Origin of the sequence: Gilliamella sp. CG25, from assembly GCF_046635705.1 — a bacterium.
Lineage (GTDB): Bacteria > Pseudomonadota > Gammaproteobacteria > Enterobacterales > Orbaceae > Gilliamella > Gilliamella apicola_I.
Genome location: NZ_JBIDFJ010000009.1, coordinates 52,825 through 72,188, shown reverse-complemented (window position 1 = coordinate 72,188; position 19,364 = coordinate 52,825). Strand labels below are relative to the sequence as shown.

Annotated in this window: 9 protein-coding genes; 6 read left to right on the top strand and 3 right to left on the bottom strand. The window is 33.4% G+C overall.

All coding sequences use genetic code 11. The features are described 5' to 3' along the window. Positions 1–74 precede the first annotated feature (74 nt). The 4 genes from ACGH6P_RS08255 to mutS all read left to right on the top strand — a co-directional run bounded on the left by ACGH6P_RS08255 (position 75) and on the right by mutS (position 6,782). Positions 75–1,238 (top strand): ABC-three component system protein, encoded by a 1,164-nt coding sequence (locus tag ACGH6P_RS08255; protein WP_411597237.1) that lies wholly within the window; start codon positions 75–77, stop codon positions 1,236–1,238. Beyond that, complete coding sequence (locus ACGH6P_RS08250) at positions 1,225–1,734, top strand: three component ABC system middle component (protein WP_267378203.1); 510 nt, start codon at positions 1,225–1,227, stop codon at positions 1,732–1,734. Before ACGH6P_RS08255 ends, ACGH6P_RS08250 begins: the two co-directional genes overlap by 14 nt. A 2-nt stretch (positions 1,735–1,736) precedes the next feature. Further along, positions 1,737–3,722: a DUF3732 domain-containing protein gene (locus tag ACGH6P_RS08245; RefSeq protein WP_267378200.1), complete on the top strand. Its 1,986-nt coding sequence runs from the start codon at positions 1,737–1,739 to the stop codon at positions 3,720–3,722. 501 nt (positions 3,723–4,223) lie between these two features. Beyond that, positions 4,224–6,782 carry a DNA mismatch repair protein MutS gene (gene mutS, locus ACGH6P_RS08240; protein WP_411597236.1) on the top strand — a complete coding sequence of 853 codons (2,559 nt, stop codon included), beginning with the start codon at positions 4,224–4,226 and terminating at the stop codon, positions 6,780–6,782. Positions 6,783–6,900: 118 nt separating this feature from the next. On the opposite strand, the gene dld is transcribed toward mutS, so the two are convergent. Next, the gene (dld, locus tag ACGH6P_RS08235; protein WP_267351367.1) at positions 6,901–8,598 is read right to left on the bottom strand and encodes a D-lactate dehydrogenase; all 1,698 of its coding nucleotides are present in this window, start codon (positions 8,596–8,598) and stop codon (positions 6,901–6,903) included. A gap of 362 nt (positions 8,599–8,960) precedes the next feature. Further along, entirely contained in the window at positions 8,961–9,920 is a 960-nt protein-coding gene (gene rlmF, locus ACGH6P_RS08230) for a 23S rRNA (adenine(1618)-N(6))-methyltransferase RlmF (protein ID WP_411597235.1), read from the bottom strand. Between the two features lie 230 nt (positions 9,921–10,150). Between rlmF and ACGH6P_RS08225 the strand changes: the two genes are divergently transcribed. Further along, a complete protein-coding gene (locus tag ACGH6P_RS08225; RefSeq protein WP_411597234.1) occupies positions 10,151–11,572 on the top strand; it encodes a sodium:proton antiporter in 1,422 nt (473 codons plus the stop codon). A 522-nt stretch (positions 11,573–12,094) separates the two neighbouring features. Next, the gene (locus ACGH6P_RS08220) at positions 12,095–15,553 is read left to right on the top strand and encodes an autotransporter outer membrane beta-barrel domain-containing protein (protein WP_411597233.1); all 3,459 of its coding nucleotides are present in this window, start codon (positions 12,095–12,097) and stop codon (positions 15,551–15,553) included. A 379-nt stretch (positions 15,554–15,932) separates the two neighbouring features. On the opposite strand, the gene ACGH6P_RS08215 is transcribed toward ACGH6P_RS08220, so the two are convergent. Further along, positions 15,933–18,479, bottom strand: a complete 2,547-nt coding sequence (locus ACGH6P_RS08215; RefSeq protein ID WP_411597231.1) for an autotransporter outer membrane beta-barrel domain-containing protein — start codon at positions 18,477–18,479, stop codon at positions 15,933–15,935. Positions 18,480–19,364: the final 885 nt, after the last annotated feature.

Here is a 19,364-nt window from a genome sequence, read left to right as displayed (position 1 = left end):
TATACTCTACCATATTTATAAATACGTTTATGGCGTAATATATTATATTTTATGATAAAAGTGTTGGAGATTTAATGTCAAGTGCGGTTGAGTCATGGCTAGGATACAAATATCAGGAATATCGCCTCGTACAGCGTTTACTTGAAGCTGATAATACAATTAATATAGGATTTGAAATGCTTGACGACCTCGAAGAGCAATTAGAGTCTTCTACCGTTCTTGAACAAAACAAGGTAACTACTACAACTCGTAATATTGTATCAAATAAAAGTAAAGATTTTTGGAAAACACTTTCTAATTGGTTAGACCTAATACGTGACAATAAAATAGATCCTTATATCACTACTTTTTTACTCTATACAAATAAATCACATTCGAGTAAATTATTAAAGTTATTAGTAAATGCAAAAACAGAAAAACAGGCTAGAAAAGCATTTGAATCTATTTTAACCTTAGTCAGAATTCGATCGAATAATATTAAAGCCTATATCGATAACTTTATAACCATGGATGAAAGAAAATTTATTTTGATTAAAAATTTTGATTATATTCATGGTTCTGGTTCTGTGATACAAGATCTTAAAAATACATACTTTCAAAAAAGATTAGGGGCTCTTGAGGAAAATATTGAAGATATTTTAGATGAAATAGTTGGATGGGTTGGAAATAATTTAACCCGTGCAGCAGAACTCAGAATTCCTACAATTATTTCAGCAAAAGCATTTGGTATGCGATTGGGAGATATCGAAAGTAAATATAGAAGGCGAGATATTCTCAAATTTGTTTGTAGTCGAACTAATAATAGTATAGATGTAAAGAATGATCTTACTTTAGAGCCAATATATATAAAACAGCTAAAATTAATTGAATCTAATGATACTGAAATTGAAGAAGCAGCAATAGCCAAACTTGAAACTAAAGATGCCATTTCAAAATGGACGATTAATGGATTTATTCAAGAATCAAGCTATCAGGATTATCAAATTTTACTAAAACATAAATGGCAAATTCATCAAAAACAGATAATAATAGCACATGGACATAATGTAACTAATGAGTCTTTAGGTGCGCTTATTTATTATAAATGTTTGGAGACCTTTGATAACATTAAATTAGAAAATAAAACAATTGAGTCTTTTTTTTCTCATGGAACTCTTCAAACTTTAGCAGATGATCTAAGTATTGGTTGGCACCCTGAATACAAACAAAAATTAGGTATTATAGATGATAATACCTAATGGTTTAGAAAAAGAAGCATGGGAAATTAACAATCCTGCTCTAGGTGGTTATTTATTATGGATTTTTGCAAAATCCTCGTTTGAACAAAATAAAAAACCAATTCACCCATGCAAACTATTTTGTTTGTTTGCTTTTATATTTTATGAAGATACAAGAAGTGTATTAGTAAAGACAAGAAATAATTTGCAAAGTTATATTTCAAAATTTTATTCTGCCAAAGAGAGTAAAACAGATATTCCTTTCTCAATACATTTTAGAGTCGATTCTCAAAAAGAAAGAACTTTAGATTCTCTTCTGATATCAGTTGATGCTGGATTACTTTATTTAGATGATATTACAGGTATGATTACACCTAATATTAAGCTTAAACCAGTTTCCATTAAAAACTTGGACATTACTACAAAAGATCTTATTAATTGTTCAGAAAAGTTAGGAAAGTGGTTATCTGATATAACGGAAAGTGATTTAACCAGAATTATTAAGGTGGTTTATTAATTATGTTTTTCCAAATTGAAAAGGTTATTCTTTGGTCAAAGGATAAACAAAAAAAACCTCGAATTATTAGTTTCGAATTAAACAAAGTAAATTTGATAACTGGTTCTTCTAAAACAGGAAAATCATCAATTATCCCTATTATTGATTATTGTTTAGGATCTTCCAAATGTTCTATTCCCGTTAATACCATACGCGATACTACTTCTTGGTATGGGGTACAAATAAAAACATCTCAATCTAGATTATTAATTGCCCGTAAAGATCCTAATAATCAAAATTCAACATCTAATGCTTTTTTTATTGAATCTTCGGAAATAGAAATTCCTCAATTCATTTCAACTCATACAATTAATATCGATGATATCAAAATTAGATTAAATGAAATAATTGGTGTTTCGAATATTAATTTTGATTTTTATAAAACTGGGCGGTTAGATAAATTTAAAACGAGCTTAAGAGATCTAGCTGCTTTTAATTATCAACCTCAAAATATATTAGCAAACCCAAATGCTCTATTTTATAAGACTGATTCACTTGAACATAAGTCGAAATTGATAACAATCTTACCCTATGTGTTAGGTGCTTTAAGTAATGAAGATCTTGAGAAAATTCATGAATTAAGATCGTTAGAAGAGCGATTTAATAAAGTAGAAAAAAAATACCTGAAATTAAAAAAAGAAAACGAACATTGGATAGCAACTGCTCAAGCTTATGTAATTAAAGCCATCGAACTTGGTCTTCTAGTAGTTAAAAAAGATATAAAAGAACTTACTCTAGAACAAATTTTAAATTTACTGAATATTGTTTCGAAAAAAGAAATGGACAACTCTATAGGTACAGCGAACATAAAATTTGCTAATGAACAAGAAATTTTATTGATAAGAAAATCAAAAGAAATTTCTGAACAAATCGGTAAAATAAAGAGCAGATTAATAAACTTATCCGCAATACATGAAGTTACTAACAATCATACCGAAATTACCTTTATTAAAAGAAATCGTTTATATTTTAGTAAATGGCTTATCCAACAGAAAGAAATAGAAACATCTCTATTTATTGAACCTAATAAAATAAAAACATTAGTCCTGGAACCTTTAGCACGGGCATTTGATAGCTTAGAGTCTGAATTAGAAGTTCCTGAAAAAATACAAGGGGTTTTCAGCAGGGAAAAACTTTTCCTAGAAAATGAACTTAACCGTTTCATATCAGAGTTAAATGATGTGAAAGAACAAATAAATATACTTAGCAGTAAGAAAAAAAAATCATGTTATGATTCGTTTGCTATTGGCGTATTTGTTGGTCAAGTTAAATCGGCATTAAAAATTATGAGTGATATCGATGAAAAATCTGAATTAACTAAAGAATACAATAAACTTAATCTTGAACTTTCTCAGCTTAGAAAAAAAGTTATACCTAGTAACTTCCAGAAAAAAACAGAATTGCAATTACAAAAAGTAAATAAACTAGCAACAGCTTGGTTGCCTCATCTAGATACAGAAAATCCTAATGCACCAGTTTCTTTATCTGCAAAAGAGTTAACCGTGACAGTCAATAATAATGGAAGAAGAGACTATTTATGGGAAATCGGTAGTGGAGCAAATTGGGTTTCTTATCACATAGCAATAACTTTGGCATTACATCAACATTTTTCAACATTAACTCACTGTCCTGTACCAAATTACATGATTTATGATCAACCAAGTCAAGTGTATTTCCCTAGTAAATTGCATCACCATAGAAGTGAAGATATTCAGATCAATAACGATCAAGAGTTAGATTTACTAAAGAATGATGAAGATATAGTACAAGTTCAAAAAATATTTAAGGTGTTTAGTGATGCGATTGATAAAACAAACCATAATTTGCAGATTATTGTACTTGATCATGCTCCTTTAACAATGCTAGAAGAAGTTAATAATGGACATCTTGTTGAGGAATGGCGTAATAATATTAAACTTATTCCTTTAGATTGGTTAGATAATGAATAATGAATTCAATATTTACTATATTAAAATAAATAATCTCTAAATCTTATACTTTGGTAGTATTAATTAAAGGTCATCATTGGAATATTTTTATATCAATTATTTTTACAATACTTTGGTATTTTCTAATTTTCTAATTTTCTAATTTTCTAATTTTCTAATTTTCTAATTTTCTAATTTTCTAATTTTCTAAAAAAAATAGTATAATTATTATGTTATCTTAAACAGATTATTATACAATCTGCAATAATTGCTATTATTTTCATGATTATGTTACTAACTTTTTTTCTTATTCACATCAAATCCCCTCATTTTCAATACAGCCTATAAAGTGATACAATCATTTAATATTAAATGATGCCTAATATAATAAGTTTCACCGATTTTTAGGGTTTTTAAGACAGTTACCGAGTTACTTAAGAGCAAAATCAAAGATTTTGCGATAAAGTGAGTAAGATTAGAAATAGTAATCGCCTGAGTTTTAGATAAAAAAGAATTGATAATATGACCGAATACGACAACTTCACCGACCACACACCAATGATGCGACAATACCTAAAATTGAAAGCAGAAAATCCGGATATTTTACTGTTTTATCGTATGGGTGATTTTTATGAGATGTTTTATGATGATGCCAAACGGGCTTCGCAACTTCTTGATATCTCGTTAACTAAAAGAGGCTCTTCAAATGGTGAACCTATTCCAATGGCAGGCGTGCCTTATCATGCAGTTGAAAGTTATTTAGCAAAACTCATTGCGTTGGGTGAGTCGGTCGCAATTTGTGAGCAGATTGGCGATCCTGCTACCAGTAAAGGACCTGTTGAGCGTAAGGTTGTTCGTATAGTCACTCCTGGCACAGTAAGTGATGAATTACTTTTAGAAGATCGAAAAGATAATTTGCTGGCCTCCATTTGGCAGCACAAAAATCATTTTGGTTATGCAACTCTTGATATCAGTTCTGGTCGTTTTTTTGTATTCGAATGCGATAACATTGAAGCAATGCAAGCAGAACTACAGCGGACAAATCCGGTTGAACTTCTTTATCCTGAAGATTTCGAATCGATGTCATTAATTGACAATCGTAATGGCTTAAGACGGCGCCCATTGTGGGACTTCGATCTTGAAACAGCGAAACAACAGCTTAAGTTACAATTTGGAACGAATGATTTAGTCGGATTTGGGGTTGAGGATTGTTGTTATGCATTGTCTGCCGCTGGTTGTTTATTGCAATATGTGAAAGATACTCAGCGCACAGCCCTGCCCCATATTCGCTCTATCATTAAAGAGTCAGCCTATGATTTTGTTGTTTTAGATGCGGCTACTCGCCGAAACTTAGAAATCACCGAAAATTTATGTGGTGGCACTGAAAATACGGTTGCCGATATATTAGACAAAACGCAAACCGCTATGGGAAGCCGAATGTTAAAACGTTGGTTGCATTCGCCTATCCGTAATGTGGTTATTTTGCAAAATAGACAAGAAGCCATTAGCGAATTACAACAAGATCTTGTTGATATTCAACCGATCTTAAAGCAAATTGGTGATCTGGAACGAATTTTAGCCAGATTAGCGTTAAGAACCGCACGCCCACGTGATTTTGCTCGTTTACGTGATGCTTATAATGTATTGCCAGAATTACAACAATTGTTAAGTCATCACTCATCACCTTATTTAATTGCTTTACGATCTAAAATCAATCAGTTTGATCATATAGCCGATCTTTTAAATCAAGCTATTGTTGAAGCCCCACCCGTTATTATTCGTGATGGAGGGGTGATTGCAACTGGCTATAATGCCGAATTAGATGAACTTCGTAATCTTGCTGACGGTGCAACGAATTATCTGGAACAACTTGAGATTCGCGAGCGTGAAACGCTAGGTATCGATACCTTAAAAGTCGGATTTAATGCGGTACATGGTTACTATATTCAAATCAGTCGAGGGCAAAGCCATTTAGCGCCGATTCACTATACCAGACGGCAAACATTGAAGAATGTTGAACGTTATATTATTCCAGAATTAAAAGAATATGAAGATAAAGTGTTAACCTCTAAAGGTCGTGCATTAGCTTTAGAAAAACAACTTTACGATCAACTTTTTGAGTTACTATTGCCTGATTTAGCGAATATGCAAATGAGTGCCGATGCAATAGCTGAACTTGATGTACTAACTAACCTTGCTGAACGTGCTTTAACACTTAATTATCAGTGCCCGACATTATCTAATAGTGCCGGAATTGAAATTAAAGATGGTCGACATGTCGTTATAGAGCAAGTATTAAAAACACCATTTATTGCGAACTCGCTTTTGCTATCACCAAACCGAAGAATGCTTATTATTACGGGTCCAAATATGGGCGGGAAAAGCACCTATATGCGTCAAGCTGCATTGATTGTTTTACTGACTTATATTGGTAGCTTTGTTCCTGCATCTAAAGCAATTATTGGACCTGTTGATCGCATCTTTACGCGGATAGGTGCATCAGATGATTTAGCATCTGGGCGTTCTACTTTTATGGTTGAAATGACCGAAACAGCCAATATTATGCATAACGCAACTGAACAAAGTTTGGTACTGATGGATGAAATTGGTCGAGGCACTTCAACCTATGATGGGCTTTCATTGGCTTGGGCATGTGCAGAAAATCTAGCTAATCACATTAAGGCGATGACCCTATTTGCTACTCATTACTTTGAATTAACTCAACTACCTGAACATATGCAAGGTGTCTATAACATCCATTTTGATGCTATTGAACATGATAATACCGTTGCATTTATTCATGAAGTTTCTGAAGGTGCAGCAAGCAAAAGTTTCGGTATCGCCGTTGCGGGTTTAGCGGGTGTGCCTAAAACGGTTTTAAAAAGGGCTAAACAGAAATTAAAAGAGCTTGAAATGATTTCAAAACAGACAGCGAACAGCCATGTTGATAGCTCGCAACTTTCGTTTGAAACTGAATCAGAACCGTCTGAAGTTGAAGAGGCTTTAAAACGTATAGATCCTGATGCATTAACACCGAAACAGGCATTAGAAATGTTATATCAATTAAAAAAATTACTTTGATATACAAATGATTTTCAAGACAATATATTAATCGATTTATTGAACAATATGATTATTTAGTCATATCAACATAACACCGCCAGTTTATCGATACTGGCGGTTTTCGTTTAAGGTCAAATTACTGCCAATATTTCTTTTTCGATGTCTTACCAATACCTGGATTGAGGCTGTTAGTCGGATCTAATTGCTGATAGAATTTTTTCAAATCAGCGTTAGCTTGATATAAATGACCAACATTATGTTCAGCAGGATATTGTGCCCCACGCTGATCTAAAATGGCTAACATCGCTTCTTTCACTTTGTGGCAATCTGTTCCTTTTTTGGCAATATAATCTTGGTGAAAAACAGAACAGAAGAAATGCCCATAATATAATTTATGAATAAAATGCTGACTTATATTTTCCGGTAATGTTTCAAACCAATCTTTATCATTACGTCGTAAAGCAATATCCAGTGCCACCAAATCTTCAACCGTATCCGAATGGACACTACGATAAACAGTTGCAGCACCAGCTGTCGCAAAACGATGCAACATCGCCGCTTCAGCTTCTTTCTCATTACAATGAAAATAGTCGCTTTGTTTGTTTTGAAAAAATGTTTGCAAAAATGCCTGAGCTTCCGCTATGCCATCATCGGCCATTTTTAAAATAAGATGATGTTCAAAACGATCACGATAATCACGAATAGATTTAGGTAAGTGGTTAGGAAGTAATTTACTCACAGACACCGCAAATCGATCTGAAAAATTATTGGGGAAGAATGGAATTTTTGTACTGACACGATCAACAAAATTTTTAAATGCATATAAGCGAGGAATCACATTTGTCCCTAATTTTTGTATGGCTAAATAGATATGTTTACCATATACAGCAGCGATATCAAATGCATCACGATGAATATATTCGCCCGATACCGGCAAATTTTTAAAGTGAGCTAAAATATGACGTCGGATTTCATCAAGATCATCAGTATTATTAGTACCGATATAAAATACTGCACTATTTTTTTCGAGTGGAAACGTATCTAATCGTACAGCAAATACCATTAACCGACCTGCACTACCCGAAGCTTCGTAATGTCTAGTTGGATCGGCATTAAAACGCGCTGGCGTATCGGCATCAATCTCACGAACATGATCGCAATAATGATGATCGTGTCCTAAACCTGCATCATGATTTATGTCTTTTTCAGTATAAGTATGATTTTGAAGATTTTGTAAGATCGTCTCTGGATCATCACCTAATTCAATCCCTAAATGGTTAACTAGATGCAATTGTCCTTGATCATCTAATTGAGCAAATACGGCCATTTGTGTATAGGCAGGCCCATGCTGGATTAAAGCACCACCAGAATTATTACACACCCCACCCATAACGGATGCGCCAATACAAGATGAACCTATTACCGAATGCGGCCCACGATTATATTTTTTTAACTCTTTTTCAAGTTTAAATAGTGTACTGCCTGGCAAACAAACCACTTGCTCACCATTTTCAATCACTTGAATACCTTCAAGTCGACGAGTACTGACAATTACCACAGGCCTATCATAATCATTACCGTCAGGTGTAGAACCACCGGTTAATCCTGTATTTGCCGATTGAGTAATCACAATGACATCGGCTTCAACACACGCTTTTAAAACTAGCCACTGTTCAACTAACGTACCGGGTAAAACCACTGCAATAGCATCGCCTTCCCCAAAACGAATACCTTTACGATAAAGTAAAGTACGGGAAGGATCAGTTAATGTGTGCTTTTTGCCCACAATAGTTTCTAACTTTTCAATCAGTTCTGCCGTCGTATTCTTACTCATATTATCTTCCTTATACCTAAATGGATATCGCTTCAGTATTGATTATATTATAACCATTACTGTTCATTGCAAAGCATTTTAATTATCGTTAATTTTTTATAAGAAAAATAATAATTTTTAGTTATAACAAAGAATTATATAATTAATGAATACCCATTTTTAATATTAAACATTGATTACATATCATTTTTTTATTTATGTTAAAAATAGCATGTTGATTAAACATCTGATTAGATAAAACAAGAAAAGGTCAACTAACAACACAAAAATTATTGAATACTATTTGCAGGACACATTGGGGGATTAATCACTCGCCTTTGTAGTACTTAAATACCTGTCTGTTTGAGATATTTTACTAAACATTAATAATTTGCTAGAAGCTGTTGACGTTCCGCTTTATTAAAGTAAGTCCATGCGACAAAACGGCTAATTTTTTGTCCTTGTGCCATAGGCACAATTTTTGTCTCAATAGCTTTAACGGCTTTTAAGTGTTTTCTAATTACCGGTAATGATTCTTTTTTTGAAACCAATGTCGTAAACCATAAACACTGTGTTTTATAATTGGCACTCTCTTTTATCATATTACTGATAAATGTACTTTCGCCACCTTGACACCATAATTCCATATGTTGCCCACCAAAATTCAGTACTGTTTTTTGTTTTGAATCACCCAATTTTCCTAGATTTTTAAGTTTCTTCTGGGTACTGACCAAGGCAGCTTGCGCTGACGCATGAAAAGGAGGATTACAAAGGGTAAGCATATAAAACTCTTTAGGCTGAATAATCCCATCAAAAATCGCCAAACAATTTTTTTGCAATCGACATTGAACAGATCCCTTGAGTAACAAATTAGCCTTTGTGATTAATGATGCAACTTTGATGGCTGTTGGATTGATATCACTGCCCACAAATGACCAACCATACTCAGCTCGACCAATGATAGGATAGATCATATTGGCTCCCATACCGATATCCAACACCTGAACTTTTTTACCCATGAGTATGATATGTTGATTATCTTCTGCCAGTAAGTCAGCCAAATAATGCATATAATCGGCTCGTCCGGGTATTGGTGGACACAAATAATCGTTAGGAATATCCCAATAAGAAAGTTGGTAATAGGTCAATAGTAGTGCTTTATTTAACATTCTGACAGCGTTAGGATCAGCAAAATCAATCGATAAATTTCCGTATTGATTCCGTTTAACAAAAGCTGAAAATTCTGGCACAGCTTTAATTAATTGTGCAAAGTCATATCCATGGCGATGTTTATTGCGAATATGTAAAGGCGATGTGTTGATAGTTGGTGATCGGTTTGGCATGTTTATTCCAGAAATATGTACTATTATTTATTATAATGGCGTTTTGCATTGAGAAAAATACAAACATGATGAATTAGGCATCATTCACATAGGTTACTAGCAAATTGCAACTATTAACATAGCAAATATTCAAACTTTTCAGCACAATAACGGATACAACAATCAGCAATCATTATTACCTTTAAAATATTTGTTATAATAGGTGATAAATAAATAATAAAATAGATCTAATGAAACAATTAATTAAAATATCACTCGCACCACTGATTATATTAACCTTCATCCCTTTCGACTTGTATGCTGATGATTTTAGTGGTCAACATCTATCACTCTGTTGGGGTATCCCATTTGTTGGTATTTTGTTGTCGATAGCATTGTTACCATTATTGATCCCCCGAATTTGGCATCATCATTATGGCAAGATCACCATTTTTTGGACGTTGCTCTTGATGGGATCAGCATGTTATTTTTTTGGGTGGCAATCAACTCTTGAGCTAACTACTCATGCAATATTCGCTGAATATCTTCCTTTTATTCTGTTATTGCTGGCGCTGTTTACCGTATCAGGTGGTATTTTAATTAAAAGTGAAATAGTCAGTACCCCAAAATTAAATGTATGCTTATTAGCAGTGGGCACTTTATTAGCTTCAATCATGGGAACAACTGGAGCTGCCATGCTAATGATACGCCCCCTTATCAGAGCCAATCGCAATCGAAAACAAGCCGTTCACATTATTATCTTCTTCATTTTTTTAGTGGCTAATATAGGAGGAGGATTGACACCACTTGGTGATCCGCCACTATTTATCGGTTTTTTAAAAGGTGTCGATTTTTTCTGGACAATGAGCCATATGTTATTACCAGTATTGTTAACTTCAACATTATTACTTACGATTTTTTATTTCATTGATCGCCACTATTTTCAATTACAATACGGAAAGCTACATTTAGCCACAATGCCCAAAAATAACAGTTCCATAAAGTTTTATGGATTAAATAATATGTTGCTGTTAATCCTGATTATTGCAATGGTTTTATTATCAGGAATGTGGCATTCCGCTATAGAGATAACGCTATTCGGGACGCATCTAAGTTTACCTAACCTTGTCCGAGATGGCGTTTTTATCATTATCACCCTAATTTCTATTTGCTTAACTCCGAAAAACATTCGCGCAGCTAATGAGTTTAATTGGGAACCTATTATTGAAGTAGCTAAACTATTCATTGGTATATTTATTACAATCGTACCAGTTCTGGCCATTTTAAAAGCAGGCAGTGACGGAGCGTTATCGCCACTAGTTTCGTTAGTCAATAATCAACAAGCGCACCCCATTAATAGTATGTATTTTTGGCTTTCCGGGCTCCTATCAGGCTTTTTAGACAATGCACCAACTTACCTTGTCTTTTTTAATTTAGCATCGGGTGATGCAACAATATTAATGACTTCGCTTGAAAAGACCTTGTTAGCCGTATCTATGGGGTCTGTTTTTATGGGGGCTTTAAGCTATATTGGTAATGCACCTAACTTTATGGTTAAAAGTATTGCGACCCAAAATCAAATCGAGATGCCTAGTTTTTTTGGGTATATGAAATGGTCAATTGGCATATTAATCCCTGTTTTTATTGTTAATAATTTATTATTTTTTATTTGACAACGTAAAAATAGAATGGGGTCAGTCAGTGACATGAGATGAATATTGCCTGTTAATAAATCCTAAAAGAACTTTAAATATTTCTTTTTTACTAGTTGAAGACACTTCACTTAATTTTATTTCATCGGGATTAGCATTATTTTTTAATGTTAACCCGATGCCTATCGAAATAATATTAATCCCTAATCACGGGTCGAAATGCACACTTACACATTTTAACAAAAATTTAATTTTTGATTTTAACCACTAATTTCACTGATCAAATTATGATCATAAAAAGATGATTTTTATATATACTTATTAATCGAATAAGAATAGAATTAATCGCCTTTGATGAGTTCCTGACAATAAATTCAATTTAGATACATAATTCACATCAAATTATTATTTAAATGTAAATATTGTTAGGATAATTTTTACGCAACCCGTTAAAGACAAGTAATAAGATCTAATTATAAAAAAAACTTTGTTGGCTTGATTTCTAACAAAGTTGACTAAGAAATACCTTAAAAGGATGAAAATATGAATAAAGTTTACAAAATAGTCTGGCACACCTCTAAACGACAATGGGTTGTTGTTTCAGAGCTGGCAAAAAAAGGGAAAACGAAAAGTTCAAAATTGTTAGCAGTAACAGCATTGGCTTCGCTTTCCGCTAATGCATTAGCTGGTCCTTGCTCAATCAATGTTCAAAACCAAATAAATGTCAATGGTAGTAACTGTGAACTTACTGATGACAGCTATACGGGCATTGAAACTAAAGGGCAAGATAATAAAGTCATTACTGTTGATAACGGCGGTAAACTGACTTTTAATCCAACTAACGGTAAAGTGACCATTACCAGCAAAAACCAAAATCATGCTTTGGTCGTTGGGACGACAGAACCTTATCCTAAGCAAGACCCAGTAAATAATCGTCCAAATTTAGGCGGAACGGTGACCGTTGACGGCGATTTAACGATTAATCTTAACGCTCAAACTTTACCACCAGATGCTACAAAAAAACAATACCGACCAAGTAGTATTTTATTAGGGGACAATAGTGAATTAGTGGTTAATGGTAATTTAAACATCAATCACACCGATTTCTGGCCCGATAAAAATGATCAGTCACAAACCGAATTTGAAACGGGTGCCCCGATCGATGTGTCTTTGACGAAGGCAAACTCAGCACGCATCACGGTAAAAGGAGAAACCAATATAAAATCGAATGGTGACGGTATTCGTAATGGTTCGGAATTAAATGATACCCAATTAGGGGGAATCTTAAATTTTGAGAAAAACGTCAATATTGAAGCAAATTATGTTGGTTTAAAAAACAGCGCAGGTGACACTACATTTCATAATGATCTAAATATTAATATGAAAGAAGGAAAAGGAATTGTTCAAACTTCTGGTTCGATTCATGTGAAAGGTAATCTGGGTGTAGAATCAAATAAATTAAGCGGTGCTAGCCATAACGCCATCGATATTTATGGTGGTGAAATGAATATTGATGGTATAACCACAATTGAATCATATGGTGCAGGGAATCAACATTATGCATCAGGCACTTCATTATATGTCTCAGGACAAGGGAAAGCGTCTTTTGGTTCCGAACTTAACGCAACCACCAATAGCGTCAATTCCAATAATACGGATACCGGTAACGGTGATGTCATAAAACTGCAAGATCTGGGAGAAATTAATTTAGCGAGCAAAACATCCCTTACTGCAAAAGGCGCCGGTAATGGTATAACTATGGGTGGTAATAGTAAATTAAACCTTAACCGAGAAACGACTATTTTTACCGAAATGGGTGATGGTCTCAACATTAATGGTGGCACAATCAATAGTGATAAAGCCGACCAATTAAATATCAGTTCAAATGCGAATAATGGTAATTTAATTAAAGTTACAAACGGTACTGTCAACTTAGCCAAAAATACCACGCTTAATGCTAAACATGCTACTCACGGTATTCATGTTGAAAATGGTACAGTTAATTTGAATCAACAAACCACTATCAATACCCAATTAGGCAACGGTATTCATCTTAGCGGAGGAAACATCATTGCCGCAGATGATTCACAGTTAGACATAACCACGACAGAATCAAGCGCTATTTATCAAACAGGTGGAAATTTAATATTAAAAAATACAAATATTAAATCTCCGCAAGGTTATAAAGCCATTATTCTTGACGGTGGTTCACTATCTAATTTAGGTAAATTGACTATTGAATCCGTGACGGATACGGCAGCGATACATAGTACTGTCGAATCTGGCAAAAAAGCGGTATTTAATAATGCTGGAACATTAGATACCAGTAAAATTAATAATATTCAATCTATTGTTAGTCATGATAAAACAGGTACGTTAGAAATTAACAATGCGAAAACGGGTGTATTGAATGCTAACAATGGTAATCTTTTTACCAACACATCTACAGGAACTATCGTCGTTAATAATGCTGGTAATTTGTATGGCAAGATTGAAACTGGAAATGGTAGCATTAATTTAAATAACTCTGGCCTTTGGGAAATCACTGAACATTCTACTCTCACCAATGTCAAAAATGCCGGAACTATTCACTTTAAACACCCAACATCGCTTAACCGTAGTGCAAGCGAATTCTATTCAATTGATATTGCCGGTGATTATGTGGGTGATCAAGGTACAGTGAAAATGCATACTATATGGAATGCTTCAGACGACCCAAATAATAGTAGCATCAAGTCAGATGTTTTAAATATAAGTGGAACAGCTAAAGGCACAACGACCATCGTTCCATTATCTGCTGATGGTACAGAACGCATTATTGATGGTAATATAAAGCAAATTGAAAAAAGTTTGAATAGTGTTTTAGTTGTCAATGTTGCTAATAGCGGATCAGAAGTTGCCTTTACGGGTAAAGCTCAAACGACCGGATTGACAGAAGTTCAGTTAGCTAAACGTACCGTCGATAATCGAGATGAATACTATTGGACAATGAAAGCAAGAACCAAATCACTTGTCGAAACCAATAAAACTATTTATGCCGATCCAATTGCGGCTTATGCACTTATGCCGAGTGTCAACTTTGAGCAAGGATACACAACGTTAGCTAATTTAAGGGAACGTCGTGGAGAAATCTATTGCTTGGACTGTGCTACTGACGATAGTCAAAATACTTGGGCTCGAATTTTTGGTAAACATCAAAAACAAGATGGTGAACATCGCCTCAATTTTGAAACCAATATCTATGGTTTCCAAATTGGGCACGACTTCGCCATCACATCGTTAGAAAATAATGGTCTGAATTTATTTGGTGGTTATCTGTCTTACAACAGAGCTAAAACTGATTTTTCTGATAAATATCGTACTAAAGACGGTATCCTTATCAGTAACAAAAAAACAGGGAAAGGCGAATCAGATAACTTCAGCTTGGGTATCACTAATACCTACTATACCGGTACTGGCACTTATGTTGACTTAGTCGGTCAATTATCTTATCTACGCAACAAATATAATGCTCGCACAGGTAAAAATCCATCCACTCAAGATGGTTGGGGTGTAGCGCTATCGGCTGAAGCAGGTCATTCAATTCCATTAAGTGGAACGAATTGGTCTATTGAACCTCAAGCACAACTGACATATCAGTATTTGAAACTTGACAGTTTTAATGATCATATTCGCCATGTCGATCAGAATAATCCTGATACATTACGTGGTCGTGTTGGTGTCATGTTTGCGTATAATGCAACAGATACAGAAGACCAAAAAACGTCAGTATATGGTATTGTAAATATCTTGCATGATTTCTTTAGCCCTGATGATGTAAAAATTGGACGTGATAAACTTAGCGAGAAGTTCAATAAAACTTGGGGAGAAATTGGTTTAGGTTTAAATATTCCAATTACTACCCAAAGTGAACTATATGGTGATGTCCGCTACGAACACAATTTTGGTGGCAGTAAACATCAAAGTTTTCGTGGTAACATCGGTTTAAAAATAAACTGGTAATTATCATCAATCTATTCTGCCACATGAAAGTAATGTTGAATTTATGTGGCAGAATATTCAACGCTTAATTTTCTAGAATTAATTGAACTAAGATTAGCCTTAAAAAATGGCTTATTGACGTCATCAAAATTGGTTAACGATGACCAATAATGACAGACAAAACGATGTAATATTAAAAATTGTCAATTTAACCTAAGTTATAGGCTATGCAATCGGTAAGAGTAATCTATTTATACTGTTGTTTAGGATATGAAGGATAGAAGACAAATTTAGCGGTGTTAAATCGTTTTAAATTTTACTTTACTGGATCGTACAACATTATAAAACCAATGATGTACGATCCTTTTTATTATTAATTATTAATCGTTAATATTCCATACTACCAACGGATCATCATTCCAACATTCCCTGATAGACCTTGACGATGAGTACTACCAAAGTTATGTTCATATCGAACATCACTATACAGATTCATGTTGGTCACTATAGGTAACTGCATACCGATACCCATTTCTCCCCAAGTTCGTGCAAACTTTTCGTTGATATGATTACGACCGATATTGGTTTTTTCTGGATTCACGAAATCATGCCATAAATTTCCAATAACATAAAAAGATTTGCGTTGACTAAATTGGTTATCATCATGATAGGATAACTTTAAGCCTAAACGACTACGTAAACCGTCTTGTCCATTTTGATCAACATGACGAATACCATCTTTAAAGTGACTTAAATTGATATGTTGGTAAATCAATTGTGCTTGTGGTTCTATTGACCAATTTTTATCAAACACTGAAATAGCATGCCCAACTTCAGCAGAAACAGCAGCAGCCCAACCATGTTGACTATCTGGATTATGGCTATTTTTAGCATGATATTTGTTAGTTAAATAAGATAATTGACCTACTAAATCTAAGTAACTCCCACCTTGGGTATAGTAAGTGTTCGTTAAGCCAAAACTAAAGCTTTCTGATTTACCATTACCTGTTTCTTTATCATGTGTGATAACGCCATCTTTTGCATGATATTTATCTGAAAAATCAGTATTGGCATTACTATAGGCAAAATAAGCACCTAACATCATAACATCTTGACTATCTGTCTGTTTAACAAAAAAATCATGACCAATTTGTAAACCATAAATATTTGTATCAAGATTTAAACGTTGTTTACCATCTTGTTTATGATGTTTCCCAAAAAAACGTCCCCAAGAATGATTTCCATTAATTTCACTACAATCATAACAAGTTATGTCACCTCGACGTTCTCTGAAGCTGGCTATACTAGAATACCCTTGTTCTAAATTGACACGAGGCATCAATGTATAACCTGACACTGGATTTGCGTAAATTAACTTATCAAATTTAGCATTTTGAGCATCTTTGCCTGATTTCGAATTAGCTGCCATAGTCCAAAAGTATTCATCGCCACTCTCTGTTGTGCGTTTGGCTAACTGAAACTCAACAACGCCATTCGTTTTTGCTGTGCCACTAAAGGCTTTTTCGTTATTACTTTCGGCAACATAAATGACAGGCGTTGTATTTATCGCTTTAGTGATTGATTTTATATCACCATCAATAATATTCTCTTTACCATCATTAGAAACAGGAACAACAACGGTATGCCCTTTAGCTGAACCGGCAATTTTTATTGTATCAGATTGAATATTTTTATCGCTTTCATTATCAGCAGCTCCCCATACAGTACGCATTTTCACGATACCTTTTTTTCCAACATAATCACCCTTCACATCCATAATATGAAATTCAGTTGGTGATTTATGAGCAAATGAAATGAGACCTGAATTTATGACATTATTTAAATTTGAGTCGCCATTAATATACCATTGACCACTATTATCAAGATTTATAATACCTACATTAGCATCCATTGTTCCGCTAAGTTTACCTGCATTATTAATATTAATTGTACCTGGTGTGATATTTTTAAATAATGAACCTTTTTCAAAAGAAAGATCCCCATTATTGCTATTATTCACAATAAACGTTCCTGTTCCTTCATGAATAAACATATGTTCAATTGATGTCGAAGCGGGATCAGCTCTAAGTGTTCCATTATTGTTAAATGTTGTCGTATCATCACCCATGACAGCTGCATGGACTATTGATACATCATTATTTGAATTTAAGGTGATAATTCCATTATTCGTTAAGGTTCCGTACCATAAATGGATACCCTTTCCTGCAGTAGTAATTGTCGTATTTTTATTTAATGTTAGATTACCAGAATATTTTTCATTTCCATCTTTGTTGCCTAGGCTGATTCCAATACCACTGACTTGACTGTTATTAATGATTAAATCATTATTAAAGGTAATGTTTCCACCATTACGTATCGCATCTGCTCCATCAGTGTTAAACGTTGCAACACCATTGACCGTTACCACATTGTTATCTTTTACAACTTCCAGTGGTGCACCAGTAGGGGTTTTTTTAGTTATCGTTAAATCACCTTTAATTAAAAGGGTACCCTTATTGTACATATAAATACCACGAGAAACTTTATTACCGGTAATAATTTCCAAATCACCATTAAATATTGTTGTCCCGCCTTCTACTTGAGGTCCGCCATTACCGCCACCTATCGCTAGCGTGTGATTACTTGAATAAGAAGGGCTTATCATTTTTACCTTATCAGCGGTAAATATTGCTGTTGTATTTTCACCTTCAATGCGTGATAAATTAGTTCCGTAGTAATCACCGTTTGAAAATTCACATGTTGAGCCTTGGTTAGCATACGCTTTGTTACCGGCATAACAATCAGCATAAGAAATATAGGGAGCGCCCATTAATGCTGTTAATACTAATATTTTTTTAAATTTTGATTTTCCATGTCGTAATACTTCCGAAGTCATAATCCAACGTTGTAGTGCAACATTCCACTTTAATCTATATTTTTGATCCATATTTAAAACAACTCTCATTTAATCCCATCAATTAATTTTGTGTAAAACACAAAATTTCCATCTTGCCTTAAGCTTATTTATATATCGGTCATAACACTTAAATTCTTTATGTTTTTTTTCAACTTACCTCTTAAAACTATAACCAACTGATTGATATTTATTTTTTACTTTGCACTGAATACTACATTACCTATTTTTATTTACATGATATTTTTAACTCAAATAAAAAAATTTTATTGATATTGAGAAAAATGAATCAGTAATGACAACTTAATATCCAAATTTTATATGCTATAAAAAAATATTTACTTTTTTTATAAATAGAATTTAATATCAAACTCTAATGATTGTAAATAATTATTTATTTATGTATAGATTATGTTAATTCATTAACAATTATTTAATTTAGATAATCACAATAATTCCCAAAAATCATTTTAGAAAAGATAAGTTGTTTATATTGACGCATGTCAAAATGAGGTTGCAATTGAGTTTATAATAAAAATTACAGTCATTTTTTTAACTAAATGATGAACGCAAAAAAAGGCATTTTTTAAAAGCATCAACTAAATTAACATGAATATTTTAACCTTTTAACTTTTAACTATTTCATCAATAACTGTTTTAAATTGACAGCGAATTTACCCCAGCATCCATCAACATTCATTAGCAAATTTTTATTTAAAGGCGTAATAGCTCATCCTGCTTGAGGCTTTAAATAAAACGTCTGGTTAAGTTCAAATATGTTTTCTTAATCCATGCAAAAACGATCATTTTATTACTCATAATAAAGCGAATAAACAATAAGGCTTCAGTTTTGGTTTTAGTTCGTTTTATACTTTCATAATAATTATTGTTATAATGACCTATTTTTACAATAATTTG